23 protein-coding genes are annotated in these 25,929 nt (G+C 42.2%); 14 read left to right on the top strand and 9 right to left on the bottom strand.

Features of this window, described 5'->3' with window-relative positions; translation table 11 throughout:
* Positions 1-77 precede the first annotated feature (77 nt).
* The 5 genes from L2747_RS17335 to L2747_RS17315 all read right to left on the bottom strand — a co-directional run bounded on the left by L2747_RS17335 (position 78) and on the right by L2747_RS17315 (position 4,743).
* Entirely contained in the window at positions 78-239 is a 162-nt protein-coding gene (locus L2747_RS17335) for a DUF2986 domain-containing protein (RefSeq protein WP_249000262.1), read from the bottom strand.
* 57 nt (positions 240-296) lie between these two features.
* Positions 297-1,346, bottom strand: a complete 1,050-nt coding sequence (locus tag L2747_RS17330) for a hypothetical protein (protein ID WP_249000261.1) — start codon at positions 1,344-1,346, stop codon at positions 297-299.
* A gap of 40 nt (positions 1,347-1,386) precedes the next feature.
* Positions 1,387-2,490, bottom strand: a complete 1,104-nt coding sequence (locus tag L2747_RS17325; RefSeq protein ID WP_249000260.1) for a glycosyltransferase — start codon at positions 2,488-2,490, stop codon at positions 1,387-1,389.
* Positions 2,491-3,558 (bottom strand): glycosyltransferase family 9 protein, encoded by a 1,068-nt coding sequence (locus L2747_RS17320; RefSeq protein ID WP_249000259.1) that lies wholly within the window; start codon positions 3,556-3,558, stop codon positions 2,491-2,493.
* A gap of 105 nt (positions 3,559-3,663) precedes the next feature.
* Positions 3,664-4,743, bottom strand: coding sequence for a glycosyltransferase family 9 protein (locus L2747_RS17315; protein WP_249000258.1), 1,080 nt, complete (start codon positions 4,741-4,743; stop codon positions 3,664-3,666).
* A gap of 85 nt (positions 4,744-4,828) precedes the next feature.
* Here L2747_RS17315 and L2747_RS17310 point away from each other — a divergent pair, with 85 nt between their 5' ends.
* On the top strand, positions 4,829-5,560 hold the full coding sequence (locus L2747_RS17310; protein ID WP_249000257.1) for a 3-deoxy-D-manno-octulosonic acid kinase: 732 nt from the start codon (positions 4,829-4,831) through the stop codon (positions 5,558-5,560).
* Between the two features lie 96 nt (positions 5,561-5,656).
* Here L2747_RS17310 and waaA read toward each other — a convergent pair whose 3' ends face one another.
* Positions 5,657-6,922: a lipid IV(A) 3-deoxy-D-manno-octulosonic acid transferase gene (waaA, locus tag L2747_RS17305; RefSeq protein WP_249000256.1), complete on the bottom strand. Its 1,266-nt coding sequence runs from the start codon at positions 6,920-6,922 to the stop codon at positions 5,657-5,659.
* A 151-nt stretch (positions 6,923-7,073) separates the two neighbouring features.
* Here waaA and L2747_RS17300 point away from each other — a divergent pair, with 151 nt between their 5' ends.
* Positions 7,074-7,724, top strand: a complete 651-nt coding sequence (locus L2747_RS17300) for a TetR/AcrR family transcriptional regulator (protein WP_249000255.1) — start codon at positions 7,074-7,076, stop codon at positions 7,722-7,724.
* Between the two features lie 15 nt (positions 7,725-7,739).
* Here the strand turns inward: L2747_RS17300 and L2747_RS17295 are convergent, their stop codons facing one another.
* Positions 7,740-8,534: a glycosyltransferase family 2 protein gene (locus tag L2747_RS17295; protein ID WP_249000254.1), complete on the bottom strand. Its 795-nt coding sequence runs from the start codon at positions 8,532-8,534 to the stop codon at positions 7,740-7,742.
* A gap of 314 nt (positions 8,535-8,848) precedes the next feature.
* On the opposite strand from L2747_RS17295, the gene L2747_RS17290 reads away from it, so the two are divergent.
* The 4 genes from L2747_RS17290 (at position 8,849) to glpG (ending at position 12,429) form a co-directional block, all read left to right on the top strand.
* Positions 8,849-10,045, top strand: a complete 1,197-nt coding sequence (locus L2747_RS17290) for a glycine C-acetyltransferase (RefSeq protein ID WP_249000253.1) — start codon at positions 8,849-8,851, stop codon at positions 10,043-10,045.
* Positions 10,046-10,128: 83 nt separating this feature from the next.
* A complete protein-coding gene (gene tdh / locus L2747_RS17285) occupies positions 10,129-11,154 on the top strand; it encodes an L-threonine 3-dehydrogenase (RefSeq protein ID WP_249000252.1) in 1,026 nt (341 codons plus the stop codon).
* A gap of 107 nt (positions 11,155-11,261) precedes the next feature.
* Positions 11,262-11,570 carry a thiosulfate sulfurtransferase GlpE gene (gene glpE, locus L2747_RS17280; protein ID WP_249000251.1) on the top strand — a complete coding sequence of 103 codons (309 nt, stop codon included), beginning with the start codon at positions 11,262-11,264 and terminating at the stop codon, positions 11,568-11,570.
* A gap of 19 nt (positions 11,571-11,589) precedes the next feature.
* Entirely contained in the window at positions 11,590-12,429 is an 840-nt protein-coding gene (glpG, locus tag L2747_RS17275) for a rhomboid family intramembrane serine protease GlpG (RefSeq protein ID WP_249000250.1), read from the top strand.
* A 90-nt stretch (positions 12,430-12,519) separates the two neighbouring features.
* On the opposite strand, the gene elbB is transcribed toward glpG, so the two are convergent.
* Positions 12,520-13,173: an isoprenoid biosynthesis glyoxalase ElbB gene (elbB, locus tag L2747_RS17270; protein ID WP_249000249.1), complete on the bottom strand. Its 654-nt coding sequence runs from the start codon at positions 13,171-13,173 to the stop codon at positions 12,520-12,522.
* Positions 13,174-13,560: 387 nt separating this feature from the next.
* On the opposite strand from elbB, the gene polA reads away from it, so the two are divergent.
* Positions 13,561-16,317 (top strand): DNA polymerase I, encoded by a 2,757-nt coding sequence (gene polA / locus L2747_RS17265; RefSeq protein WP_249000248.1) that lies wholly within the window; start codon positions 13,561-13,563, stop codon positions 16,315-16,317.
* Positions 16,318-17,148: 831 nt separating this feature from the next.
* Here polA and yihA read toward each other — a convergent pair.
* Positions 17,149-17,826 (bottom strand): ribosome biogenesis GTP-binding protein YihA/YsxC, encoded by a 678-nt coding sequence (gene yihA, locus L2747_RS17260; RefSeq protein ID WP_249000247.1) that lies wholly within the window; start codon positions 17,824-17,826, stop codon positions 17,149-17,151.
* A gap of 169 nt (positions 17,827-17,995) precedes the next feature.
* Between yihA and L2747_RS17255 the strand changes: the two genes are divergently transcribed.
* From L2747_RS17255 to L2747_RS17225, 7 genes are all read left to right on the top strand, one after another.
* A complete protein-coding gene (locus L2747_RS17255; protein WP_249000246.1) occupies positions 17,996-18,616 on the top strand; it encodes a c-type cytochrome in 621 nt (206 codons plus the stop codon).
* Between the two features lie 811 nt (positions 18,617-19,427).
* Positions 19,428-20,096 (top strand): methyltransferase domain-containing protein, encoded by a 669-nt coding sequence (locus L2747_RS17250; RefSeq protein WP_249000245.1) that lies wholly within the window; start codon positions 19,428-19,430, stop codon positions 20,094-20,096.
* Between the two features lie 52 nt (positions 20,097-20,148).
* Positions 20,149-20,685 carry a Der GTPase-activating protein YihI gene (yihI, locus tag L2747_RS17245; RefSeq protein ID WP_249000244.1) on the top strand — a complete coding sequence of 179 codons (537 nt, stop codon included), beginning with the start codon at positions 20,149-20,151 and terminating at the stop codon, positions 20,683-20,685.
* A 94-nt stretch (positions 20,686-20,779) separates the two neighbouring features.
* Positions 20,780-21,247 (top strand): DUF2489 domain-containing protein, encoded by a 468-nt coding sequence (locus tag L2747_RS17240; RefSeq protein WP_249000243.1) that lies wholly within the window; start codon positions 20,780-20,782, stop codon positions 21,245-21,247.
* Between the two features lie 248 nt (positions 21,248-21,495).
* Positions 21,496-22,872, top strand: a complete 1,377-nt coding sequence (hemN, locus tag L2747_RS17235) for an oxygen-independent coproporphyrinogen III oxidase (protein WP_283107330.1) — start codon at positions 21,496-21,498, stop codon at positions 22,870-22,872.
* Between the two features lie 178 nt (positions 22,873-23,050).
* A complete protein-coding gene (locus L2747_RS17230; RefSeq protein ID WP_249000242.1) occupies positions 23,051-24,838 on the top strand; it encodes a DUF885 domain-containing protein in 1,788 nt (595 codons plus the stop codon).
* 115 nt (positions 24,839-24,953) lie between these two features.
* The gene (locus L2747_RS17225) at positions 24,954-25,925 is read left to right on the top strand and encodes an alpha/beta fold hydrolase (RefSeq protein ID WP_249000241.1); all 972 of its coding nucleotides are present in this window, start codon (positions 24,954-24,956) and stop codon (positions 25,923-25,925) included.
* The last annotated feature ends 4 nt before the right edge of the window (positions 25,926-25,929 follow it).

Below are 25,929 nucleotides of genomic sequence, written 5' to 3'. Positions count from 1 at the left end.
TTAGGGTAAATAATATTAGCCGTGTCGGAATTATGGCATCTGGATCATGAAAAATGACTTTTCGGGCAATAAACAACCTATTCGCTGTCTATTTGCACAGGACTTTCAGCCTCTAAAGCCTCCAACTTAGCTCTGTCTGCCTTAGAAATGTATTTAGGCTTATTACTATTTTGCAGTTTAGCATTGGCTTTCTTAAGCTTGCTCATGTGTTTTAGGGTGATTTTTTTAGTACGATTCATTTTTTACTTACGTTGTTTTTATCAACAAACGCCTCAAATAAATTGCTAACTTCAATATTAAGCTAGCAATCGGGATAATTCTTTCAACGCTAATTCTAGACCATTTGACGGTACTAATGCCGGTAAAGCAGGCAAGTTATCAGCATTCAATAACATCATCGTTTTTTCGGAAATATTTTCATTAAGCTGAGACGATACGACTAAATTGTGCTTTACGCAGATTTTAATCCGCTTAGGCTGGTCTTTCGAAACAGCAACAGCTACAACGGGCTTAACCAAGCTAATGGCTTGTAATAATGTATCTCCACCACTTAAAACAGCTATTTTTGCTCCTTCAAGTAAACTAATAAAATCTTGATTAGCCAAACTCTTGATAGTAATAACCGAATCAGATGTCGGCAATGCATATGGGTAATTAGAGCCAAATACCATCACACATTTCATTCCGGTTTGCTGTGCTACTTTATTTGCTTCAGTCCAAAAAACATCAGCAGCAAACTCAGTTGCAGCCTTGTGGCCCCCCGAGCCTGCATTAAATAAAATATAATCTTGGTTCTGCAACCCATACATTGTTAGTAATTCATTTTTTCTAATAAGATCAGGAGCAGTAAAGACACTACCAATTACAATAGGCTCTGCGCACTTAGTCCATTGTAGCTTTTGCTTATCCAGCCAACTTATTGGCCCAATTACAAACTCAGGTTGAGCAACCCAATGACTATCTGTCACCTTAGCTCGACCAATCTTCATGCCTCGCGCTCGTTTACGCTTATGCTGGCTAATAAAAACAACCTTGGCACCGATTGTTTTAGCATGTTGCATCTGTGCTTTACGCCCTGAGGCGTCAAAAACAACGACATCAGGTTTAAAATCACTCACCAAAGCATTCACTTCATCAACCAATTTGGTCGGCGTATCTTTTAAAATATGAGTGAAATAGGGGCACTCCGTCGCATAAGATGCTTCTTGGCTAATCGCAAACTGTATTGTCGCATTCGGCCACTTATCCATAATCCCATCAGCAATAATCAATGAGCGCATATACTCTCCACAACCTTCTGCAGAGGAGACTGGAAGAAATAAGAATTTAGGCGCAGACAAATCCATTAAAACACCTTTTTAATACAGCTAAGCCAAAAATGAATCATCATTTCAGGTTAATTAAATCTAAATAAGACAAACAGACTTGATGTGCATCCACTTGCTTCAGTAGGTCAATATTACTAATTTGCGGATAACTTTCTAGCGCCTCATCAATCTTTAATGCCAAAGATTCTGGATCGCGACGAGGAACAAGGTAGTGAGCTAAATCTCCTGTAAGAATCTCTTTAGGGCCATGGTCGCAGTTAGTACTGACGACGGGTGTTTTACACACTAAAGACTCGATTAAAACAGTAGGTAAACCTTCGTAATCTGAACTCAGCACCATTAACTTGGCCGCCTTAATCCAAGGATATGGATTTTGCTGAAACCCCGGGATAATCACCCTATCGAGCACGCCCAATTTCTTAGCTACTCTTGTCGCTTTTTTAGGGTTATTACAAAGTAGAACCAAAGGAATATCATGCTTCATTAATTTTATGGCTTCAAAAAGCACATCATGCCGTTTAGGCTTAGCGAAACGCCCAACATGGATAAGGAAATCACCTTCGGGTATACCTGTTACCTCTTCTTGAGCTTGTTGCTCAATCTTTTCTATTTCAAAAGGGTTGTAAATAGTAGTGATCGAGGCTGGAACAATACGACCAACCTTTTCAATTTCCTGCTTAATGCCTTCAGATACCGTTATCAGGTGTTTGCCTGTTAGCGCTTTTTTAGCTCGTAGCATTTTAAAGTAGGCAAAGGGGCCTAGCTTTTTATTACGCTTTAACGGCTCTTCAATTGAAGAATGCACCACGAAATATAAAGGACTCACTTTAGAATGAGACATCAATAAATTGGTTTTATCTAAGTTAGAGATAAATAGGTCAAACTTACCAGTTTTAATCTCTACCTTTCCTATCCATTCATCTAAGCGCTGCGCTGATTTCTTGATGTTCCAAAAGCTATCTAGGTATTTATCTTGCTTTTTATCAAAACAAAAGTGTATTGGAATATTCTTTTCAATATGATGTTCACAGTGATCAAATAGCACTAATAGATGTGGCTCGTGTCCCTGTTTTATCAACTCGTTTGCTAGCGTAAGCATAACTTTTTCTGCGCCACCGCCAGCTAAGCTGTCAATAACGATAGCAATCCGTTTATTAGCCATTTATTTTTCCTCTAACAAACGAGAAATATCGGCAATACTGACTTTTAAGCCATTCACACTGTCAATTTCTTTCGTTTTATTGATTAGTCGCGCAAGCTCTGCTGGAGCTAATAATTGATCAACCCCCCCACACATTTCCGAAAAATCTAAATTCGATGATAGGATAACGTCGCGGTCCAAGCAGGCCTTTACTCGTGGAGGTTGATCTTTTGCTACGGCAATCCCAAGCGTAGGAACATGCATTGCAACTGCCTGTAACAAAGTGCCACCACCACTTAATACCGCGGCTTTGGCACTGCTCACCAAATTAATAAAGTCCGCGTTAGCGAGTGATCGTATACACACCACACCTTCTATCTCAGGTAACTCCTTGGGATAATTATCCCCAAATACAATTACAGGCTTCAGCTTGTGGTGATCTCTCACATAAAGAGCAACATCTAGGAATAAATCTGCAGCATAACCTTGGTTACACTTATGCCCACCGGATCCAGCACTAAATAATACAAAAGCCTTATCAGCCAAATCATATTCTGCTAACAATGCACCTCTTTGGCTTTCATCAGGGTTAGTAAATATAGGGCCCGTAACTAATGGCTGAGGTCGGTTAATTAGCCATAACTTGAATCGTTCGAATACTGATAATGGCGCAATTGCAAACTCCGGCTGCACGACCCAGTGACTATCAGTCACTAAGCTACGACCAACCTTAAGCCCGCGGCTACGTTTTTTCTGATGTTGGCTAATAAAAATAACTTTGGCACCGGATTCATGCGCATGCTTTAACTGTGCTTTACGACCCGATGCATCAAAAATGACAACGTCAGGCTTTAGTTCTGAAACAATATCATTCACAGCTTTAACTTGCTTAGTCGCTGAATTTTCTAAGATAAAAGTATTAAAAGGACATGACTGCGCATACGGCGCATGTTTGCTTAACGCAAAATGAATAACGGCATCCGGCCAATGCTTTTTAACACCATTGGCAATTATCATTGATCGCATATATTCGCCAATACCTTCTTTAGAAGATACAGGAATAAAAAGAAAAACTGGCGCAGATGGCATATCATCAACTCTCTTATAATTCAGCCGTAACGGCGTAATCATTCAACAAATAAAAACTCGCACAATCGTTGCTTATTGTAACGGAAAACTAAAATCCCAACACATTTATGGACGTGTACGGCTCTTTTCAAATACAGCAATCACGCTATTAACATCAATCCGAGCCATTAAATGCTCCCCTTTAGCACGAGTCCCCCAAGGGATTTCACCTTGTTTCTGCTCATGAATCACTTTGTCGTAAACACTGACAACTGAGTCAAGGCTGGTATATGGGCCCGTTCGTCCTGGATTTGAGTGGGCGTATAAACCTATCACTGGCGTACCTTGGGTTACCGCCATGTGCGCCGGCCCTGTATCAGGCGCTAACACAACGCTTGCCTGTTTAAGGATGGCGAGCAATTGCAATAAGGATGTCTTCCCGACTTGATTTTCTAGGACTGACTTAGCGGCAGCTTGGATTTTCTCTGCTAATTCTTTTTCAAGAGCTGTCGGCCCACCACATAGCATTACTCGGTAGCCTTTAGTCACTGCATAATCAGCCACTGCAGCATATCGCTCTGATAGCCAATTGCGCTCAGCTTTACTTGCGGCGGCACAGATCACCAATACTTGGCTTTCATCTGGGATGAGTGCTTTGGCAAATTCAGTGTCTGTAGCTGGTACCGGAATATTCCAGCTTGGAGCCAAATCTGTCACTCCCACCGCCTTGGCAAACCCCATAAAGCCCTCTAACACATGCGGTGTAGCTTGTGGTTCAATGGCATGATTAGTTACTAACCATTGACCTTCTTTGGCTCTGAAACGATCAAAACCAATACGAATTTTGGCGCGGATAGCTAAAGAGGCGATGGTTGCACGCAAAGCAATTTGCATATGCAGCAATACATCAAACTTACGCCCTTTAAGCGCTCGCTTAAGATTAAAATAACTACGCCAGCCTTGAGACTTATCAAAAATAACAAACTCAACTCCCTCAAGGTGTTGCAATAGCTGGTACTCAACTTTGCCTAAAATCCAAGTAATTTTGAGTTGCGGGTAACGGCGCTGAATTGCCTGCACCATAGCAACCGCATGGCACACATCACCAATAGCAGACAGCCTTAAAAGGCATAGCGACTCAGCATTACTTAAGTCTATGCTCGTTGATTTAGGGTTCTGGTTGTCACTTGAAGTTGATAAGCTCATTAGTGCTCGAAGGTTATTTGGCGCAATCTACCGATCTTAATGTAGAATGCCTGCAGGTTCCACGGTTTAACTTACAATTCTACCTATGAAGTTTAAAAAAACATCTCAAGGCAGCATCGCATATTGCCAGCACACGCCATCAGATATCGAGCCAAGTTGGTTCGGTGCCGAGTTTTGGCGTGAAAAATCAGCGATAACAGGCTCATCTAAAGGCCGTTATACCACTTGGTTTGTAGATGCCAGCAAAATCGAAGCCGAACAAAACCAGTGGGTACTGCGTCATTACTACCGTGGTGGACTGATTGCAAAAATAAGTCGTGATCAATACTTTTTTACTGACTTACAAAAAACACGTGCGATAGCAGAATTAGCATTACTGGAAACTTTATATAAACAAGGTTTTGCAGTCCCTAAACCTATCGCGGCCAATGTAGAGCACTCGGGGCTATTATATCGCGCTGATTTAATTATTGAGCGAGTTGATGGCGCGGAAGATTTAGTGGCTCGTTTAAGCAAAACAGCGATGAGTGAGTCACAGTGGCAGTCTCTTGGTAAGGCAATTGCTGAGTTTCATAATTACGGTGTTTATCACGCTGATCTGAATGCGAAAAATATTCTTATCACTGATGATAAGTTTTACCTGATTGATTTTGACCGCGGCGAACTGAAAAAACCTAACGCTCAATGGCAACAAGCCAATATGAGTCGTTTGCTACGCTCTTTCAGAAAAGAACTAGGCAAATTAAACACATTAGCCTTCAGCGAAGATAACTGGTTACAGCTACATCAAGCCTACCAAGCCAAACTCAAGTCATAGTGATGCTCATAGCCACATTCATGAAATAATCAGTGAAATAAAAAGGTCAGCTTAAAATGCTGACCTTTAATTATTTACGCCGTAATCTATGCCAAGTTAACCATGAATAAAGGCTTCAACCATCTTCAGCTGTTTAGCCAGTGAGCCTCGGTTTTGTGCCACAACCTCTTTTGCTGCCAAGCTTGCTTGGTTATAAGCCTCTGAGTTAGCAAACAACTCAATCAAATGGGCAGCTAATGCAGCTGCGTCATCAACTACAGTTAAGCCACCAGCCGACTGTAACAACTCAGAGATTTCGTTAAAATCACGGTAGTTTGGCCCCATCATTACCGGTAACCCCATAGCCGCCGGCTCTAAGGGGTTATGGCCACCATGTACAATTAACGAGCCACCTACTAGAGCCTGATCGGCGGCACCGTAAAACGTCAGTAGCTCTCCCATAGTATCGCCTAATATAACTTGAGTGCAGGCTAATACAGGCTCTTCAGTACTACGACGCACTAGCGTTAAGCCTGCATTTTTAATTTCAGCAGCCGCTGTATCAAATTGTTCAGGGTGACGTGGCACCATAATCATCAGCGCATTTGGGTAAGTTTGTAGTAATTGCGTATGGGCTTGAATGAGTATCGAAAATTCACCAGGATGCACAGAGCCCGCAACCCAAACTGGTTTATCAGCGGCTAACCATTGTTTACGTAATGCCTTGGCAGTATTAACACGCTCAACATCGATATTGATATCAAACTTTAAGCTACCACAAACCTTAACGCGATCAGGGCATACGCCTAATTCAATAAATCGTTCTGCAGCCTGCTCAGATTGTGCTGCTATACCATCTAGCAACTTGAGCATAGGTAAGGTTAGCTTGTAATTTTTACGATACGAGGCTGCGGATTTAGCAGATAACCTTGCGTTAGCCAGCAGCACTTGCGCATCGGCCTGCTTTAGATAATGGATTAAATTAGGCCACAACTCTGTTTCCATAATGATGCAACACTTAGGCGATAGCTGTTTTACAAAGCGGCGGACACAGCAAGCTAAATCAAACGGTAAGTAACAGTGTTGTACTGAATCACCGAAAGCCCGCGTGACTTCAGCCGATCCTGTCGGGCTCGTCGTAGTAATGGTAATACTGAGTTGTGGATGCCTTGCTTGGATTTGCTTAATCAACGGCACCGCAGCCAAGGTTTCGCCCATAGATACCGAGTGCACTAACAAATCTGTCTTTGCTAGTCGCTTAATTCCAAAGCGCTCGCCCCAGCGCCCGCGATAATCCTTACTTTTAAATGCCCTAAAGGTCAGATAAAGCAAAATGAGTGGGCTAATTAAATATAGCAGGACTGAATAAAGACTACGATTCATGAAATTAAGTACTTTAGAGAGTTTTACTTGAAGAATTAGGTTAATGCTAACATGATAGTCACACCTTCGCGTAATTACACCGAGCATTTACGCTAAGGCTCAGCACCTGAGACGTAATCATTATACTGGATATTAATCATTTAGGATGAATATGAAGACCCGTGACAAAATCGTACAAGCCAGTTTAGAGTTGTTTAATGAACATGGCGAAAGAGCTATCACAACCAATCATATTGCCGCCCACCTGAATATTAGCCCAGGTAACCTTTATTACCACTTCCGCAATAAAGAAGACATTATCCGCTCTATCTTTAGCTTGTATGAGCAGCATCTTGAGTCGGGGTTTCAGCCTTACGTTGATAAAGAGGTCGATGTTGATCTGTTAGTTGGTTATTTCGATGCCATGTTTTATACCCTATGGCAGTTCCGCTTTATGTATGCAAACTTAGCAGATATCTTAAGTCGCGATGAAACGCTGAAAAACCGCTATCTCAAAGCACAACAAGATGTGTTAGCCCGCTCAACTGGCGTACTAGAAAAGCTCAATCAAGATGGCTTTTTGGCAGTTAATGAAACCGATGTTAAGCCGCTTGCTGATACAATTAAAATGTTAGTCAGCTTCTGGATCAGTTACAAGCTCACCCAAACTCAGTCGAATATCGGCTCGATTACCAAAGAGTCGCTATATGAAGGGCTATTACGAGTAATCATGCTATTTAAATCCTATGCAACACCGGATTCTCAGGCAACATTTTCACGCCTAGAAAGCTACTATATAGCATTGGCGAAAGAAGCGGCTTAGCAAAAGCTAAGCCATTTATTTTGAAGAGGAGGCATTATTAATGCCTCTTTCACAAAATGACTCTTTTTTTTGCATAGTCTGATTATAAATGGCCACGCACTCCTTAAGGAAACCTTTAGTATTTACGTTGTGGTAAATATGATAGCAAGCAGCTGTAAATCTGAGTTTTTTACAGATTAAACCACTAAAAAACATCCGCTGTAAGAACTCTAAATCTTCCGGTCCCCAGCCTTCAAAATCATTATTATAGCCATTAACCTTAATCGCATCATTACGCCAAAAAGCACAATGCCCTCCCATGCCTCTATTCAGAGAATACTTATAAGTCTGCCTAAACTTGATAGGCAAGAAAGGTAATCTTAACGCTTGATCTCTATGCTCAATCCCAGATGTTAAGGAGTGAGGCATTTGCTCGTTACCGAGCAAGCGCTTGCTAGTTTTTTCCGTTAAATAAGCACGACGACCTTGAACGAAAACACCTTTTTCTGCAGCGAGCATATGATCATGGATAAAATGTCGCTCAAGAATCGTATCGCCATCAATAAAGACAATATAATCTCCGGAACTCATATTTATTCCTCGGTTACGACTTAACGCCAATCTATAACCTTTATCTTCTTGCCAACTATGTAACAATGAACAATCTAATTTTGATTGGTACTCCTCAACAAGCTTTCGAGTCACATCATCAGAGCCATCATCAGCAATTATCACCTCAAAAGGGGCTATCGATTGCAATGCAACACTATCCAAAACCTTTCTTAACGCTTCAGGCCAATTATAGGTTGTGATAATTAAGGACAATCTCATGAGCTATACTCCTAGTGATAATGTGCTATAAACGCGCGCAGATTGTAACAGTTCTCAGCGCAAACTAGAGAGAGACTTTAAACTTTGTACCTTTCAAACAATTGCAATTGGGCCCGCAATTAGAGCTCCAAAACCTTCAATAAGTTCACCTTTTATAAGATAATGCCTTAGTTTAACTAATCTAAACTTTGGTCATTCCCTAATCTAATTAATCTCTTAATGTGACTAAAAAAAAAGGCTGTAGAGCCGCGTCAATTAAGGTTAAAATGCCGCCACTCCAAATATCAAAATAATGCTAATTAAGGAGAATAAAGGTGCCTAAGACCTCATTCTACGACCAAATAAATCAACAGCTTGCCGACGTTAAAGCCGAAGGCTTATATAAAAGCGAACGTGTCATTGTTTCTCCTCAACAAACTGCAATTGAAGTTAATGGCGACCAAGTTATCAACTTTTGCGCTAACAACTATCTCGGTTTAGCTAACCACCCAGAATTAATTAAAGCAGCCCAAGGTGGCCTAGATGCCCACGGTTTCGGCATGGCATCAGTACGCTTTATCTGTGGTACTCAAGATATTCATAAAACCTTAGAGGCTAGCCTTAGTGAATTCTTAGGCATGGAAGACACCATTCTTTATTCTTCGTGCTTCGATGCTAACGCAGGTCTTTTTGAAACTCTATTAAGCGCAGAAGATGCCATCATCTCTGACGCGCTAAATCACGCTTCTATCATCGACGGTGTACGTTTATGTAAAGCCAAACGTTTCCGTTATGCTAATAACGATATGGCCGATCTTGAAGCGCAATTAAAAGCCGCTAAAGAAGCCGGCGCACGCAACATTATGATCGCTACCGACGGCGTATTCTCAATGGATGGCGTGATTGCTAACCTTAAAGGTGTGTGCGATCTTGCTGACCAATATGGTGCACTCGTTATGGTTGATGACTCACACGCTGTTGGTTTTGTGGGCCAAGAAGGTCGTGGTACTCATGAGTACTGCGAAGTGATGGACCGCGTAGACATTATCACGGGTACCCTAGGTAAAGCCCTTGGTGGTGCGTCAGGTGGTTTCACTTCTGGTAAGAAAGAAGTCATCGACTGGTTACGCCAACGCTCACGCCCTTACCTTTTCTCTAACTCACTAGCTCCGTCAATTGTGACAGCATCTATCCACGTGCTAGAAATGCTGAAATCAGGCCAAGCACTGCGCGAAGCCGTATGGGAAAACAGCCGTTATTTCCGTGAGCACATGTCAGCTGCGGGCTTCACTTTAGGTGGTGCCGACCATGCCATCATTCCTGTAATGATTGGTGACGCTAAACTCGCTGGTGACTTTGCCAACCGTCTTTTAGCTGAAAACATTTATGTAATTGGTTTCTCTTTCCCTGTAGTGCCAAAAGGCCAAGCACGTATTCGTACTCAGATGTCTGCTGCGCATACCAAAGAGCAAATTGATAAAGCCATTGAGGCCTTTACCCGTATCGCTAAAGAAATGGGCATTATCAGCTAAAATTACCTTCAAAAGGCTACGTTTGTAGCCTTTTTTAAATGATATTTAGCAAGCAGCCAACGCCGCTTGTAATAGGTTATAAGATGAAAGCACTAAGCAAATTAAAGCCTGAAGAAGGCATTTGGATGGTTGATGCGCCTAAGCCAGAAGTAGGCCATAACGATCTATTAATTAAAATCCGTAAAACGGCAATTTGTGGCACCGACGTTCATATCTACAACTGGGATGAATGGTCCCAAAACACCATTCCTGTACCTATGGTTGTTGGTCATGAATATGTGGGTGAAGTGGTTGATATGGGCCAAGAAGTCCGTGGTTTCACTATCGGAGACCGCGTTTCAGGCGAAGGACATATTACTTGTGGTCACTGCCGTAACTGCCGCGGAGGTCGCACTCATTTATGCCGTAACACCTCAGGTGTAGGTGTCAATCGCGAAGGTGCTTTTGCAGAGTATTTAGTCATTCCTGCTTTTAATGCCTTTAAGATCCCAGATGATATTTCTGATGATTTGGCCTCAATCTTCGACCCATTTGGTAATGCGGTTCATACTGCGCTGTCATTTGATCTTGTTGGTGAAGACGTACTCATTACTGGTGCTGGTCCTATCGGCATTATGGCAGCAGCGGTTTGCCGCCATGTAGGTGCACGCCATGTGGTGATCACCGATGTCAATGAATACCGCTTAGAACTAGCTGAGAAAATGGGCGCAACTCGTGCGGTAAACGTTGCCAAAGAAAAGCTAGAAGATGTGATGCAAGAACTAGGCATGACAGAAGGCTTCGATGTGGGCTTAGAAATGTCTGGCGTGCCAAGTGCGTTTCACTCAATGCTAGATACCATGAATCACGGTGGTAAGATTGCTATGCTGGGTATTCCTGGTGGTGAAATGGCTATCGACTGGAGCAAAGTGATCTTTAAAGGCCTTATCATTAAAGGTATTTATGGCCGTGAAATGTTTGAGACTTGGTACAAGATGGCAAGCCTTATCCAATCAGGTCTAGATATCTCACCGATTATCACTCACCATTACAATATTGATGAGTTCCAGCAAGGCTTTGATGCCATGCGTTCTGGTCAATCAGGTAAAGTGATCCTCAACTGGGATTAAATCATTAGTCAGCTTTTGATTTATTCTCCGATGAAGTGACTGTAATATCGACTAAAGACTATTACAGTCGCTTTGGTTTTTTCTAATCTAATCAATACAGGTTTTCTATGTCAGCTTTTCAACATCTTAGCGTTAATCAACTTATTCAGATGCAAGCTGAATCAGACGAATTACAAATCGTTGATATCAGAGATGCAGCTAGCTACGAAGCCGGTCATATTATTGGTTCCGTCAATTTAACCAATGACAATCTCGCTCACTTTATTGGCGATGCCGATATGGACCTGCCACTTATTGTAGTTTGCTACCATGGGATCAGTAGCCAAAGCGCAGCAACTTATCTTAATGAGCAAGGCTTTGATGACGTGTTTAGTTTAGATGGCGGTTATAGCGCTTGGCACCAAGCTAACTTATAAATACGCAAGAGGTAAAAGCATGATAGAGATTGGCAGGCTTCCCAATAGCCGAGCAGCACTCGCTCTCATCGACTACCTAAAAGGGCTAAGTATTAAATGTGAATTAGTGCCCGCCGAACAAGGCGTGATACTGATGATCCATGAGCAGAGCCATTTCGAACGTGCTCATCAAGAATACCTCTACTTTATCCAAAACCCTTATGATGAAAAGTACCTAGCCGCATCATGGGACAACGGTGACACTCAAACCAAACTAGATTATGGTAGTCCAAGTCTGCAGTTAGTCAGCCAATTTATAACTGGCGCAGGTCCACTCACCCTGATGGTATTTTTTACCTGCGTGATTATTTATGCTGGGATGAACCTAGGTTTTGCCAACTCAATTTTCGATAACCTATCATTTTTTACCGCCACTCCTTCAGCCACATTAAATGAATTTTGGCGTGTATTTACTCCTAGTTTGCTGCACTTTTCTGCCATGCATATCATTTTCAATTTGCTTTGGTGGTGGTATCTCGGGGGCAAAATAGAAAATAGAATTGGCTTTGCGCCACTGTTCATCCTACTGTTAGTTGGCGGCACGCTGCCGAACGTATTGCAATACTTTATGGCAGGGCCTCAATTTGGCGGTTTGTCTGGTGTTGTCTATGCTGTCGTCGGCTACACCTGGATAATGGGTGTTAAGCGACCAGAGTCAGGTATCGGTCTGCCACCTGCCTATATTGGTTTTATGCTGTTATGGTTAGTATTAGGTTTTACCGATATGTTTGGCCTATCGATCGCCAATGGTGCTCACCTTGGTGGTTTATTAGTTGGTGTTGTTCAAGGCTTTATAGACAGCAAGACCCGCAAAGTTTAGTGCTGTATTTAGCTCTTCAAAATGTAGCACAACCACTAATAAATTAAGCCCGCTATTTGCGGGCTTTTTAATATCAGCAACAATAGAAAACTATGCCATCTGCAGGACTTTCTCGATCAATTTACTGATACCGGAATGTGCTTCAACAATGTCGGCCGCCAACATATAGGCTGGAGTGCTAACCACTTTGTGTTCCTCATCAACCACAATTTCATGCACACCAACCGCTTTATGTTGACCACCTTGCAGATCAAAAGCCGCGGCAGTGCCAGCATCGCTACCAATAGTACCGCTGACTCCCTGGCCATATAATTGTGGGATCATAATCGGAGCAATACAGATAAAACCTACCGGCTTATGCTTAACCGCAAATTGCGAGATAAAATCTTTTACGCTTGGCTCGACTTGATGCTCTGCGCCAGAAACTGCAAAACTACACAAGTTTTTTGCCGCGCCAAATCCTCCCGGAATAACTAACGCATCAAATTCGCTAATATTAAGTTCATCTACAGCTTTTATTTCACCACGCGCAATTCTTGCTGACTCAACTAAAACATTACGTGTTTCAGTCTCTTCAGCTTCTCCAGTAAGATGATTTACCACATGTAATTGAGCAATATTTGGCGCAAAACATTGATAACTAGCTCCAGCTTTAACTATCTCTAATAAGGCTAAAACGGACTCATGTAACTCAGTGCCATCGTAGACGCCACTGCCGCTTAAAAGAACTGCTACTTTTTTCATTAAAAAGCCTCTTTATATATCATATTGTTTTAACAAACTTGTAATAAATTGCTTGATCAGATTATTTATCATGCTAAGTTAGGTCATCACTTTAGCAAGTGAATAATATTTAACCAAGGGATGGGTTTAAAATACGCATAAAAATAAAAAGTCCACATAATTAGTTCAAATAATCAAAATAAAAGCCACTTCACACATTAATTTTTTTTGATTAAATATCAACAGCTTACGCTTACGCGCATTTATTCCTCTTTTTGCTCAAGATCGAGTTACTCAGTTTCACTCACAGACTTATCCACAGGCTGCGATGTATTTTTACGTGGCCGAAATTGCCCTAATATGGCATGCTAGCGCCATCATCGAATACCGATAAACGAATACTAAATTATGCCTAAAATTGCCGATAACCCTTTAATTCTTGTGGATGGTTCTTCATACCTTTACCGCGCTTACTATGCTCCACCTCATTTAACGAATTCTAAAGGCGAAGCAACCGGTGCCGTGTATGGCGTAATCAATATGCTGCGTAGCCTAATTAATCAATATCAGCCATCACAAATGGCAGTGGTGTTTGACGCTAAAGGTAAAACATTCCGTAACGACATGTACTCAGAGTACAAAGCACAACGCCCACCAATGCCGGATGACCTACGCACCCAAATTGAACCTTTACATCAAATTATTAAAGCGCTCGGTTTACCACTAGTTTGTATTCCAGGTGTTGAAGCCGATGACGTAATTGGCACTATTGCTACTCAAGCCAGCAAAGAAGGCCGCGCAGTATTAATCAGTACAGGCGATAAAGACATGGCGCAATTAGTGGATGACAATGTCACACTAATTAACACCATGACCAATACCATCATGGGTCCTGCAGAAGTGACTGAAAAATTTGGTGTAGGCCCAGAGCTAATCATCGACTTATTGGCACTTCAAGGCGATAAAGCCGATAACATTCCAGGTTTACCAGGTGTTGGCGAAAAGACCGCATTAGCCATGTTAACCGGAGTCGGTGGCGTAGATAAAATCTTAGCTGCACCAGAGAGAATGCCAGAACTTGGCTTCCGTGGCTCAAAAACCATGCCGGCTAAAATCATTGAGCATGCCGATATGCTTAAACTCAGTTATGAGTTAGCGACCATCAAACTAGACGTTGAGCTAGAACAAGATTGGCGTGCATTATCAATCGAGCCAGCGAATAAAGATGAGCTAATTAAGTGTTATGGCGAAATGGAGTTTAAACGCTGGTTAGCAGAAGTGCTCGATAACAAACCATCAAGCAAAGCCTCAGCAGACACTGACGATGATGCACCAGCAGCTAAGCTAGATATTGAAGTTGAATACGACACGATTCTAACTCTTGAGCAATTAGATACTTGGGTAGCTAAGCTAAATCAAGCTGAACTTATCGCAATAGATACCGAAACCACTAGCCTCAACTATATGGAAGCAGAGTTAGTCGGGATCTCGTTTGCGGTTGAAGCCGGTAAAGCCGCTTATCTGCCTTTAAGCCATGATTATGTTGACGCGCCAGAGCAATTAGATAAAGCGCTAATATTTGAGAAACTACAGCCATTACTTGAAGATGAATCGATTAAAAAGGTCGGTCAAAACTTAAAGTATGACATCAGTATTTTTGCTAATGCAGGCATAACGCTGCGCGGCGTGCAATTCGACACCATGCTTGAGTCTTATGTGTTTAACTCTGTCGCTTCTAAGCACAACATGGACGATTTAGCGCTTAAATACCTTGGCCATAAAAATATTAGCTTTGAAGAGATTGCTGGCAAAGGCGCTAAACAGCTTACGTTTAATCAAATTCCATTAGAAACTGCAGCACCTTACGCTGCAGAAGATGCAGATATCACGCTACGCTTACACCAACATTTGTGGTCACGCCTAGAAAAGCATACAGAGCTTGCAAGCGTATTTACTGATATAGAGTTACCACTGGTTAATATTCTGTCTGATATTGAGCGACAAGGCGTATTGATTGATAGCATGCTACTTGGCCAACAAAGCGAAGAGTTAGCGCGTAAGATTGATGACCTAGAACATAAAGCTCATGAGATCGCGGGACAGCCATTTAACTTAAGCTCGCCAAAGCAGTTACAAGAACTGTTCTTTGAAAAACTTGGCTACCCAGTAATCAAGAAAACCCCTAAAGGCGCACCGTCAACAGCAGAAGAAGTGTTAGTTGAATTAGCGCTAGATTATCCGCTGCCTAAGATCATTCTTGAGCACCGCAGTCTAGCTAAGCTTAAGAGCACCTACACAGATAAGCTGCCGTTAATGGTTAACGCTAAAACAGGTCGTGTGCACACTAGCTACCACCAAGCTAACGCGGCAACGGGTCGCTTATCATCAAGCGAGCCTAACCTGCAGAATATCCCAATTCGTACCGAAGAAGGCCGCCGTATTCGTCATGCGTTTATTGCCCCACAAGGTAAAAAAATCCTCGCTGCCGATTACTCACAAATCGAATTAAGAATTATGGCGCACTTGTCGCAAGACAAAGGCCTACTAACTGCGTTTGCTGAAGGTAAAGACATTCACAAAGCTACCGCAGCAGAAGTGTTTGATGTTGATTTCAGTGAAGTCACTACCGATCAGCGTCGTCGCGCTAAAGCGGTTAACTTTGGCCTAATCTACGGTATGTCGGCATTTGGCCTAGCCAAACAACTCGACATTCCAAGAGCCGAAGCACAGAGCTATATCGACACTTACTTTAAACGCTATCCAGGTGTACTTAAGTACATGGAAGAAACGCGCGCTATTGCTGCCGATCTTGGCTATGTTTCTACGCTATTTGGTCGTCGTCTGTATCTACCTGCGATTAAAGATAGAAATGCGATGCGCAGACAAGCAGCTGAGCGTGCGGCAATTAATGCGCCGATGCAGGGCACCGCTGCCGATATTATTAAAAAGGCGATGATCAATATTGCTCAATGGATTGAAACGGAAACAGCCGGTGAAATCACCATGATCATGCAAGTACACGATGAATTGGTATTTGAAGTCGATGCAACTAAGGTTGATACACTACAAGCTAAAGTGTGTGAGCTGATGGCCGCAGCTGCTAACTTAGATGTTGAGCTACTTGCTGAAGCTGGAGTGGGTGATAACTGGGAACAAGCTCACTAGTTACCGATAACGTCAATAAGTTAGCTGACAGCATTGGCTCGTCAGCTAACTCATTTTGAGGTACTTCCCCCAATAAACTTTGCAAGCTAACAATAAATCGATGCTACTAACGCTACTTTCTATAAACCACACGTAAATACTCTACACAGCTCGTAAAAATTGATGTTTTAGACACTTCTGCAGTAAATCTTTCTCGTTACTTATCTATCTAGACAGTTTTCTATATGAAACAAGCGTTCAATCTCAAATTGCTCCACTACAACATAAAACAATCAAACTAGGCATAAATTGTTGATATATAGCTATATAACTGAAATTTTTAGATCAAAGTGTGTATTTTTATTGAACAAACATTGGGATATCCATCACATTATTGTCTGTTTTTTACAAAAACAGTTTTTCATATAGCGGTTAATGGAGTAGTATTCTCTGCGTAGGGTACAGAGGTTAAGATGTTCTATCTTTCAGACCTTTTTTTTACGTTTGCTACTCTGTAGTAAATGGCCAAATTATGGCGCCCCAGTGAATCTAATTCGCTGGGGCTTTTTTTCGTCTGCAAGAAAATTTAGAGTAAATACTTTAAATCGAACAAAATTCGAGTTATGCTGTGTTCATTAAGCGATATCAACATAGTTTGATTGAACTTGAGTCTTGTTGAATTTAGCTTCTCCCCAAAAGAGCTAATTTATGCCGATGGTTTATGCCGTCGGTTTTTTTTTGGCGAAAATTCAGTGTTATTACGCTAAAGGCCAGAAAAAAATCCATAAAAAAACGCCCCCATTTGGGAGCGTCATTTAACAAGCCGTGGCGGATCTATATACCAATAACTCGTTATTTGTTGTCAGATTCGGCTTGAGCCGCAATTGCATCCGCTTCTAGCTGCTGCATTAACCATTCAGGTTTACACCAACTATCAAGAATGCCTAACACTTTGCCTTTACCAATCCCTTTTAATGAAGAGAAAGGCTCAACTTTTACGCCATCTTCAAAATGGCTTAATTTTTTGCGCACTTCGTTAACCATCTTCATTCTAGCGCTTTGACCTAACTTATCAGCCTTGGTCAACAATGCTAAAACAGGAATATGGCTCTGAACTGCCCATTCAATCATTTGCATATCAAGATCTTTAAGTGGATGACGAATATCCATTAAGACCACAACACCGCTTAAGCAATCACGCTTTAGCAGATATTCACCCAGCGCTTCTTGCCACTTTAGCTTTAGTGCTAAAGGAACTTGAGCAAATCCATAACCTGGTAAGTCAACCAAGCGGCGGTGCTTATCTAGTTTAAAAACGTTAATTAACTGCGTACGTCCAGGTGTTTTACTGGTACGGGCAATTTTTTGCTCTGTCAGTAAATTCAGTGCACTTGACTTACCCGCGTTAGAACGACCCGCAAATGCAATCTCCACCCCAACATCGCCAGGGAGGTATTCATTCAAGTGCGCGATGTCTGGCGCACTAATTAAAAACTCTGCTTTACGGAAATCGATACGAGATTCACTCACAATTAACTCCAAAATTTTATCAACTTACTTAGCTAAATATCGAAGAGTTGCTTACATTTTCACAATTTCGTGTAAAATATTACCCCGATCACATAAAATACATTTTATCACGCTTGCGGGTCTTCCTAGTAAGCTCATGACAAATATTTTAATAAGAAGTTGGAACGCCATGAAAAAGTTAGCTCTTGCGCTGTCTGTTTTAGCCACAATATCTGCACCTGCTATGGCAGAAGGAAATGCTGAAGCCGGAAAAACTAAAGCCATCGTTTGCTCTGCTTGTCACGGTGTTGACGGCAACAGCATGATAGACATGTACCCAAAACTTGCAGGTCAACATAGTACATACCTAGAAAAGCAATTACATGATTTCCGCAGTGCAGCACAGACTGGCGGTAAACAGGGTCGTATGGATCCAATCATGGGTGGCATGTCTGTAGCGCTTAGCGATCAAGACATTGCAGACCTAGCTGCATTTTATGCTAGCCAAGAACATAAAGATATCGATGTTAAAGATGTGCCAGAGCTTGGGGCACAACTTTACCGAAATGGTGATGCTACCCGTGGCATTACAGCTTGTATCGCATGTCATGGACCGCAAGGTAACGGTGCGGAGCTTGCTGGCTTCCCTGCAATTAACGGTCAACATGCAAATTATATCAAGATCCAGCTAAATAAGTTCCACGATACAAATCGTAACAACGACTTAAATGGCATGATGCAAGACGTTGCTAAAAAGCTAAACAACGATGACATCGACGCATTATCTAAATATATATCAAGCCTTAAGTAAATATTAGCCTTAACTAAATAGGACGGGAAACCGTCCTTTTTAATAGCATGCCGTTTACGTTTACGTAAACTTCACGCAAAAACCTACTTGACAGAGATCACAGTTCTAGGTTTAAATAGCTCCCGTACCGAGATGAACCCAACTGTTAGTACAAAAAATATTAATAACAACTTACAGATTTTGGTATGTATACATTTAAGATATAAGAATAAATTAACTAAATAATAATAATATTATTGAGACCACTCACTAAAAATAATAAGAGTAGAGATTTCAAATTGAAGTCCAGGTCGTAAGAATTTTAGTAAGGATTTGGTTAGGAAGGCCAAAACGCTATTTAGCATTAAACCTTACATTCAGAGAAACGCGCTCCAATAGGAAGGTGTTTGTAGGATACAAACACAGCAAAGGAAGCTACTAGCTTAGGATGCACTTGCGGGAAGCTTGTTATCACTGGACGATACTTAAAAAAATATACATGGATGGTTACTTAGGCGTCATTGGATGGACGAATAAAAATTGTGATGTGTCTTTAAAGACCATCTACGGAAACTGTTGTCAGGATGGCGACAGGTCTAAAAATAAAGTGTCGGGAAGACCATAAACGATAAGACATGCATGGAAAGCAGACAAAAAATAAGATGGATATTGACCGGGATAGTCACATAGCAAGTATGGATACTTGAAATCAGAATTGGTGCGGATTAGCACTTTTATAGAGGCGACAGATTAATCTGTCGCCTTTTTTTATTTCTCAGTTTTCTATCTTGATTTATACTCAAATTAATTAAGTCATTGGTTTAGCTAATATATGCGTAGATGCCCTCTTTGTCATAGTGATCGTACCGCACGGTTTTTCGCCGACAAAAAGCGCTGCCTATACCATTGCCTGCAATGCCAATTAGTCTTTGCCGACGCCAACTCACACCTGCCTCCCTCTGCTGAGTTGCAAAAATATCGGCTCGCCAATAATAAGCAAAAAGCCCTTGCACGCTTTGTCCTAGACTTGGTCGAACAATGTGAAGATGGCCATACGCCTTTATTGGGGCTCAACTTTGGCCGCACTCTCGATGATAAAACCTTAAGAAAGCTCAATAAAAAAGGTCATCAACTCAATCAATATAACCCTAGCCTTGCTCCTTGGAACCGTGCACTAAAACAAGAATACGATTTCATTTGTTGTTATCGAGTATTTGAACATTTTCGCTTCCCATTTAAAGAGTGGAACTTACTCACTCAGTTACTCAAGCCCGGTGGGTGGATGGCAATTTGCACACCGTTACTGAGTGATCTCAATGCTTTCGGTAAGTGGCACCATAAGAATAACCTGACCCATGTCAGCTTTTATCAACAAGCAACATTCGAGTTTCTAGCAAAGAAAGGCGCTTTTAAGCTATTATTTGCAGCAAACGGTCTCATTCTGGTGCAAAAACCATCAGGATCTGATATAACACGCGACCAAACTTCCGTTGTTGCATAAGCCAAGCAGCTTTTCAGCAATAGAGTCTTTTAAGTTATCGAGATAAGCGATCATGTCCCGTAGTAAGAAAATGCGTAAGAGCAACGATAATGCTCCAAAATTAGCCCCAAGAACCAAGAAGAAAGATCGTGTTCTTGCAGGCAAAAAACAAGTTGCTGGCAATAAAGCGGGAAGTCGTCATAACGCTTCGATGATTGAAAGCCAAGCTAACGGTGGTAAGGCTAAAAGTGCTGATCCACGCCACGGTAGTAAAAAGCCTGTGCAACTCAATATTCATGCTGAAGTGAAAGCTGAGCCAAAACCAAAAGGGCCTAAGCTAACTGATGAGCAGAAACTATTGAAGCTGGAAGAAGATCCAAGACTCAATAGCCTGTTAGACATGCTTGAAGAAGGTAAAAACCTTAACGCTGAAGACCAAAAGTGGCTGAACAAGCAACTCACTCAAATTGAGACGCTGATGGACAAGCTAGGCATCACTGATGAAGAAGATGATGCACCGCAAAGCAAGAAGTCAGTTAACGATGATGACCTATTCGACAAGTTCGAGTCTGGTGCAGATCTGCTAAAAGACTACTTCGACAAAGACTAAATTCTTCTATATAAAACCGATGGCATCTTTATTGATGCCATTTTTTTATCCATAATCGTCACCTGTATCCCACTTCGACCAACTAGGGTTTAGTATGACAACGACCTTCATTATTCTTGGTGCACTTATTATTGTCGCGCTTACGGCGTATGCGACCTACCTCGTGATTCAAGTGCGCAAACAACAGCGACGTAAAATAGAGCAGCAACAACAGCAAGCTGCCGCAGCCAAAGCTAAGTCAGACGAACTACTCGATAATATTCGTTATATTGCCAGCGCAATGTTAGAAGGCCGCTGTGAACTATCGGAAGGCGTAATGCGCATAGCTAAGCTATTTCAATTAGTTGGTATGGCTGAAATGGTTGAAAAACAGTACCCAGCAACCTTTGCGCATTTTGAAATCATCAAAGCTCACCCCATCAAAGAGCAACGTAAAGAATTAGACAAACAACAGCGAATGAAACTCGATTTTGCTCGCATGCGCTCTGAAGGCGAGTTAGAGGCGAAAATTTTAGAAGAAGCTAAGCTTTTGAGTGAATTTACGTCAAGTTCACTACACTAGTGTTAATGCTAGCCTAGTTGTTAGCGCAAAACAGATGCAATCTAGGTCGCAGATATGGCCTATTTTGCTTATATAGGGTGAGTCTGTGCACAAAATCCTCTAAAGACCACAGACATAAACCTCATTTTCAGCGATATTCAGTCATACTTTGCTACCCATATTAAATTTTTACAACATGGATCAAGGTTATTCAACAAATAACCATGCATACTTCACATGTTGCTAAACTATACGCCGGAGGACACGCCTTGAAGCAGCCCACCCCAATTAGTTGGGATCAGTCAATGATCGAAAAGTACAATTATAGCGGTCCACGTTATACTTCTTATCCGACGGCCTTGGAATTCGATGATTCGTTTACCGAGGAAAAACTGCTGACCTCTATTAAGAACAGCAAGAGTGACAAGCTTTCTCTTTATATCCATATTCCTTTCTGCGCCAAGCTTTGTTACTACTGTGGCTGCAATAAAGTTATCACTCGTCACCAGCATAAAGCCGATCAATACATTGAGTATCTAGCGGCAGAAATCGTTAAACGTGCACCGCTGTTTAAAAATTACTTAGTGACCCAAATTCACTGGGGTGGCGGTACACCGACATTCCTAACACCTGAGCAAATTCTAACGCTTTCAGCACTGGTTAAAGCAAACTTTAATGTAGCTGACGTAGGCGAATACTCAATTGAAGTTGATCCTCGTGAAATCGAGCTTTCAATGCTAGACACCCTAAAAGAAGCGGGCTTTAACCGTATCTCTATTGGTGTGCAAGATTTCAATAAAAAGGTGCAAATCGCAGTAAACCGCGAGCAAGACGAGCAGTTTATCTTCGACCTAATGGCACGTGCAAAAGAGCTAGGCTTTGTTTCAACTAACATCGACCTAATCTATGGTTTGCCGCACCAAACACCAGAAACGTTTGCAGAAACGATGCAGCGCGTACTGGACTTAAATCCAGATCGTCTATCAGTGTTTAACTACGCTCACCTGCCATCTCGTTTTGCAGCGCAGCGTAAGATTAAAGATGAAGATTTAGCATCACCTCAGCAAAAACTCGATATGTTGCATCAAACAATCGAAACGCTAACGGGTGCAGGCTACCAGTACATTGGTATGGACCACTTTGCTAAGCCAGATGACGAGCTATCGATTCTACAGAACGAAGGCCGTCTACACCGTAACTTCCAAGGTTACACCACTCAAGAAGAGTGTGACCTATTGGGTCTTGGTGTATCTTCAATCAGCCAGATTGGCGATTGCTACGCCCAGAACCAAAAAGATGTGCGCCCTTACTTCGAGTCAATCGATGCTAACGGCCACGCACTATGGAAAGGTTGCAGCTTAAACCGTGACGACGAAATTCGCCGCGTAGTGATTAAGCAGCTAATCTGCCACTTCGACCTAGATATGGCGAAGATTGAAGAAAAGCTAAACATCAACTTTGAAGAGTACTTCGCAGAAGATCTTAAACTACTGCAAACTTTCATCGATGATAAGCTCGTCGACATTACAGACCGTAAGATCACTATCAGCCCTACAGGCCGTCTATTGATCCGTAATATCTGTATCTGTTTCGACGTTTACTACCGTGAGAAAGCAAGACAACAGCAGTTCTCTCGTGTTATCTAATCAAATTTGATTAGCAAAAAACCGGCATTAGCCGGTTTTTTTATGCCTAAAATCAGCAAAGTGAACCAAAATCTTTAATTACAATTGTATACACTTTGACCGTGATCTTTACATGCCATCACGGCATAATCATCTTGTAAATACCAATCAATATAACTAAAACAATAATGGATGATTCATGAATAAATACCTGCTACCTACCTTGCTAGTCGCCAGCCTTAGTGCTTGCCAAGCACCTAGCACTCAAATCAATGCGGCAGAAACTAACACGACTCAAGCAGTCACTAATTCACAACTGCAAACAGCAATCGACAACGCTTGGCAGCTTTCTCTCGACGCCAGCCCAAGTTTTGCCTACTCAATGGGTGATGCTTCTAAAGCCGGACAGCTACAAGACTTATCACCACAAGCGTTAGCGGCACTCGATCAGCGCAGGCAAACATTACTCGCACAAATAATACAAATTGACCGCAGCAGCCTTAATAAAAACGATAAAATTAACGCACAAATCCTGCAAGACCAAGTTCAAAACCAAGTCGACCAATACCGCTATAATGACCACTTTATGCCACTGTCAGCCGAAAGTGGTTTCCATGCTTATATAGCTTCAATATCTAAAGGCCGCTTTAGCAAAATTGAAGACTACCAAAACTATATCAAGCAGCTACAAGCACTACCGAACTACTTCGATCAGCAAACTTACTGGTTAAAGCAAGGCATAGCACAAGGTATAACCCCGTCTAAAGTCACTCTTCAAGGGTTTGAAACCAGCATTAGCGCCTTTATTGTACCGGTTGAAGACAGCGGCTACTTTGCCCCTTTTACTGAGTACCCAAGCCATTTTACTGATGTAGAAAAAGCCCAATTAACCAAGCAAGGGCGTGAGTTGGTCGCAAATACTGTATTGCCAACCTACCAAGCTTTCTTGGAGTTTATGACCACCGAGTACATACCTAATACCCGTGAAAGCATCGCCTCTTATGATCTACCCGATGGTGAGGATTTTTACGAAAACCGCGTGCGCTACTACACCACGCTTGATATGACTTCAGATGAAGTGCACCAACTTGGCTTACAAGAAGTAAAACGCATTCGCGCAGAGATGCAGCAGATCATCGAGCAAGTCAGTTTTGCAGGTAGCTTTGCTGAATTCCTACACTTTTTACGTACTGACCCACAGTTTTACCCTAAAACCGCAGAAGAGTTACTCAAAGAAGCTGCTTATATCGCTAAAAAAGCCGATGCCATGCTGCCAAAGTATTTTGGTAAGCTACCACGTCAGCCTTATGGTATTGAGCCTGTACCCGCGGAAATAGCACCTAAATACACCACAGGACGTTACTCTGGCTCTAGTCGAGATGATGAGGCTGGTTATTACTGGGTCAATACCTACGCACTCGATAAACGCCCACTTTACGAGATGGAAGCTTTGACGCTACATGAGGCCGTGCCCGGTCACCATCTACAAATTGCACTCAACCAAGAGCTAACCGACTTACCCAACTTTCGCCGTTACAGCTATATCTCGGCATTTGGTGAGGGCTGGGGCTTATACTCAGAATACTTAGGGCTCGAAGCCGGCTTTTACCAAGATCCATACAGTAACTTTGGCCGCCTAACCTATGAGATGTGGCGCGCAGCGCGGCTCGTCGTGGATACTGGTATGCACGCTAAAGGCTGGAGTCGTCAGCAAGCAATCGACTTTATGGCAGGTAATACAGCGCTTTCAATGCACAATGTCACCACCGAAATCGACCGCTACATTAACTGGCCTGGGCAAGCCTTGTCATACAAAATTGGTGAGTTAACAATTAAGCGTTTGCGTGCACAAGCAGAAGCAGAACTGGGTGAGAACTTCGATATTCGCGCCTTCCACGACGCTATTCTAGCCAATGGTTCAGTGCCGATGTCGGTATTAGAGCAGCAGATCAACGATTTTATCGCGACACAAAAGGCTGCAATTTAATCTTGCTGCGATATACGGATAAATATCAGGCCGCGTTAGCGGCCTTTTTATTCACTAGAGTCTGCCCGAGCAAGTTTGCTACACTGCATGCAAGATCACTTAATAGAACCACTCCATGTCGATTGCTACCGAACCCTATATGAACACCACTATTCCAGCTAGCTTCTCATCAGAGCATCACCTGAACAGCCCTGAGCAGAAAGTTTTTTGGCAGCAAGTCACGCAATCGAGCTTTAAAACCCGCGACGATATTTCCCTTGCTTATGCCCGCATCACCCACCCTAATAGCATAGGAACAATTGTGATCAGTAGCGGCCGAGTCGAGTCCTACTTAAAATACAAAGAGCTGATGTTTGATCTGTATGAACAAGGCTACAGTTTATTTGCTGTCGATCATCGTGGTCAGGGGCTATCGGCACGTACCACCTCAAACCCACATCAAGGACATATCGACAAGTTCCAGCGATATGTCGACGATTTTGCCGAATTTATAGACAATGTTATTAAACCACACCCGATGGGAAAATACTTCCTTGTGGGTCATTCTATGGGCGGTGCTATTGGTACTTTATACCTAGAACAGTACCCAAATACCTTTAAAGCAGCGGTATTTTCCGCGCCTATGTACGGTATTAAGCTGCCATTAACCAAAGGTTTTATTCGTGGACTGGCTGCGTTACTCGACAACCATAAACAACCAAATTACATTTTGGGTGGTAAAGATTATCACGCAGCAACGTTTGATAAGAATGACCTTACTAATAGCAAATTACGCTACGAAGATTATCGCGAACTTTATCAGCAAGTCCCGCAGTTACAACTTGGCTCGCCAACCAATCACTGGTTGGTCGAGTCGATTGATGCCGGTGAACAAGCCGTTCAAGCTGCACGTAATAGCAAAATCCCCTTGTTAATCCTGCAAGCTGAAGAAGATACTATTGTTGATAATCGTGCTCAGAAACGCGCGATAAATGGATTATGTCAGCTCACCAAAATTCCTTACGCCCGCCATGAAATCTTTATGGAGCGTGATAAAGCCCGTAATCAGGCATTAACTGCATTACTAACGTTTTTAGCCGAAGCCTAGAGCC

Origin of the sequence: Shewanella marinintestina (genome assembly GCF_023283845.1) — a bacterium.
Lineage (GTDB): Bacteria > Pseudomonadota > Gammaproteobacteria > Enterobacterales > Shewanellaceae > Shewanella > Shewanella marinintestina.
The sequence above is the reverse complement of the archived record's forward strand: the minus strand, read 5'-3'. Positions and strand labels throughout refer to the sequence as shown.

Coding starts and splice junctions, on each gene's coding strand:
- L2747_RS17335 (WP_249000262.1), bottom strand. CDS start 239: ATGAATCGTACTAAAAAAATCACCCTAAAACACATGAGCAAGCTTAAG.
- L2747_RS17330 (WP_249000261.1), bottom strand. CDS start 1,346: ATGGATTTGTCTGCGCCTAAATTCTTATTTCTTCCAGTCTCCTCTGCA.
- L2747_RS17325 (WP_249000260.1), bottom strand. CDS start 2,490: ATGGCTAATAAACGGATTGCTATCGTTATTGACAGCTTAGCTGGCGGT.
- L2747_RS17320 (WP_249000259.1), bottom strand. CDS start 3,558: ATGCCATCTGCGCCAGTTTTTCTTTTTATTCCTGTATCTTCTAAAGAA.
- L2747_RS17315 (WP_249000258.1), bottom strand. CDS start 4,743: ATGAGCTTATCAACTTCAAGTGACAACCAGAACCCTAAATCAACGAGC.
- L2747_RS17310 (WP_249000257.1), top strand. CDS start 4,829: ATGAAGTTTAAAAAAACATCTCAAGGCAGCATCGCATATTGCCAGCAC.
- waaA (WP_249000256.1), bottom strand. CDS start 6,922: ATGAATCGTAGTCTTTATTCAGTCCTGCTATATTTAATTAGCCCACTC.
- L2747_RS17300 (WP_249000255.1), top strand. CDS start 7,074: ATGAAGACCCGTGACAAAATCGTACAAGCCAGTTTAGAGTTGTTTAAT.
- L2747_RS17295 (WP_249000254.1), bottom strand. CDS start 8,534: ATGAGATTGTCCTTAATTATCACAACCTATAATTGGCCTGAAGCGTTA.
- tdh (WP_249000252.1), top strand. CDS start 10,129: ATGAAAGCACTAAGCAAATTAAAGCCTGAAGAAGGCATTTGGATGGTT.
- glpE (WP_249000251.1), top strand. CDS start 11,262: ATGTCAGCTTTTCAACATCTTAGCGTTAATCAACTTATTCAGATGCAA.
- glpG (WP_249000250.1), top strand. CDS start 11,590: ATGATAGAGATTGGCAGGCTTCCCAATAGCCGAGCAGCACTCGCTCTC.
- elbB (WP_249000249.1), bottom strand. CDS start 13,173: ATGAAAAAAGTAGCAGTTCTTTTAAGCGGCAGTGGCGTCTACGATGGC.
- polA (WP_249000248.1), top strand. CDS start 13,561: ATGCCTAAAATTGCCGATAACCCTTTAATTCTTGTGGATGGTTCTTCA.
- L2747_RS17255 (WP_249000246.1), top strand. CDS start 17,996: ATGAAAAAGTTAGCTCTTGCGCTGTCTGTTTTAGCCACAATATCTGCA.
- L2747_RS17250 (WP_249000245.1), top strand. CDS start 19,428: ATGCGTAGATGCCCTCTTTGTCATAGTGATCGTACCGCACGGTTTTTC.
- yihI (WP_249000244.1), top strand. CDS start 20,149: ATGTCCCGTAGTAAGAAAATGCGTAAGAGCAACGATAATGCTCCAAAA.
- L2747_RS17240 (WP_249000243.1), top strand. CDS start 20,780: ATGACAACGACCTTCATTATTCTTGGTGCACTTATTATTGTCGCGCTT.
- L2747_RS17230 (WP_249000242.1), top strand. CDS start 23,051: ATGAATAAATACCTGCTACCTACCTTGCTAGTCGCCAGCCTTAGTGCT.
- L2747_RS17225 (WP_249000241.1), top strand. CDS start 24,954: ATGTCGATTGCTACCGAACCCTATATGAACACCACTATTCCAGCTAGC.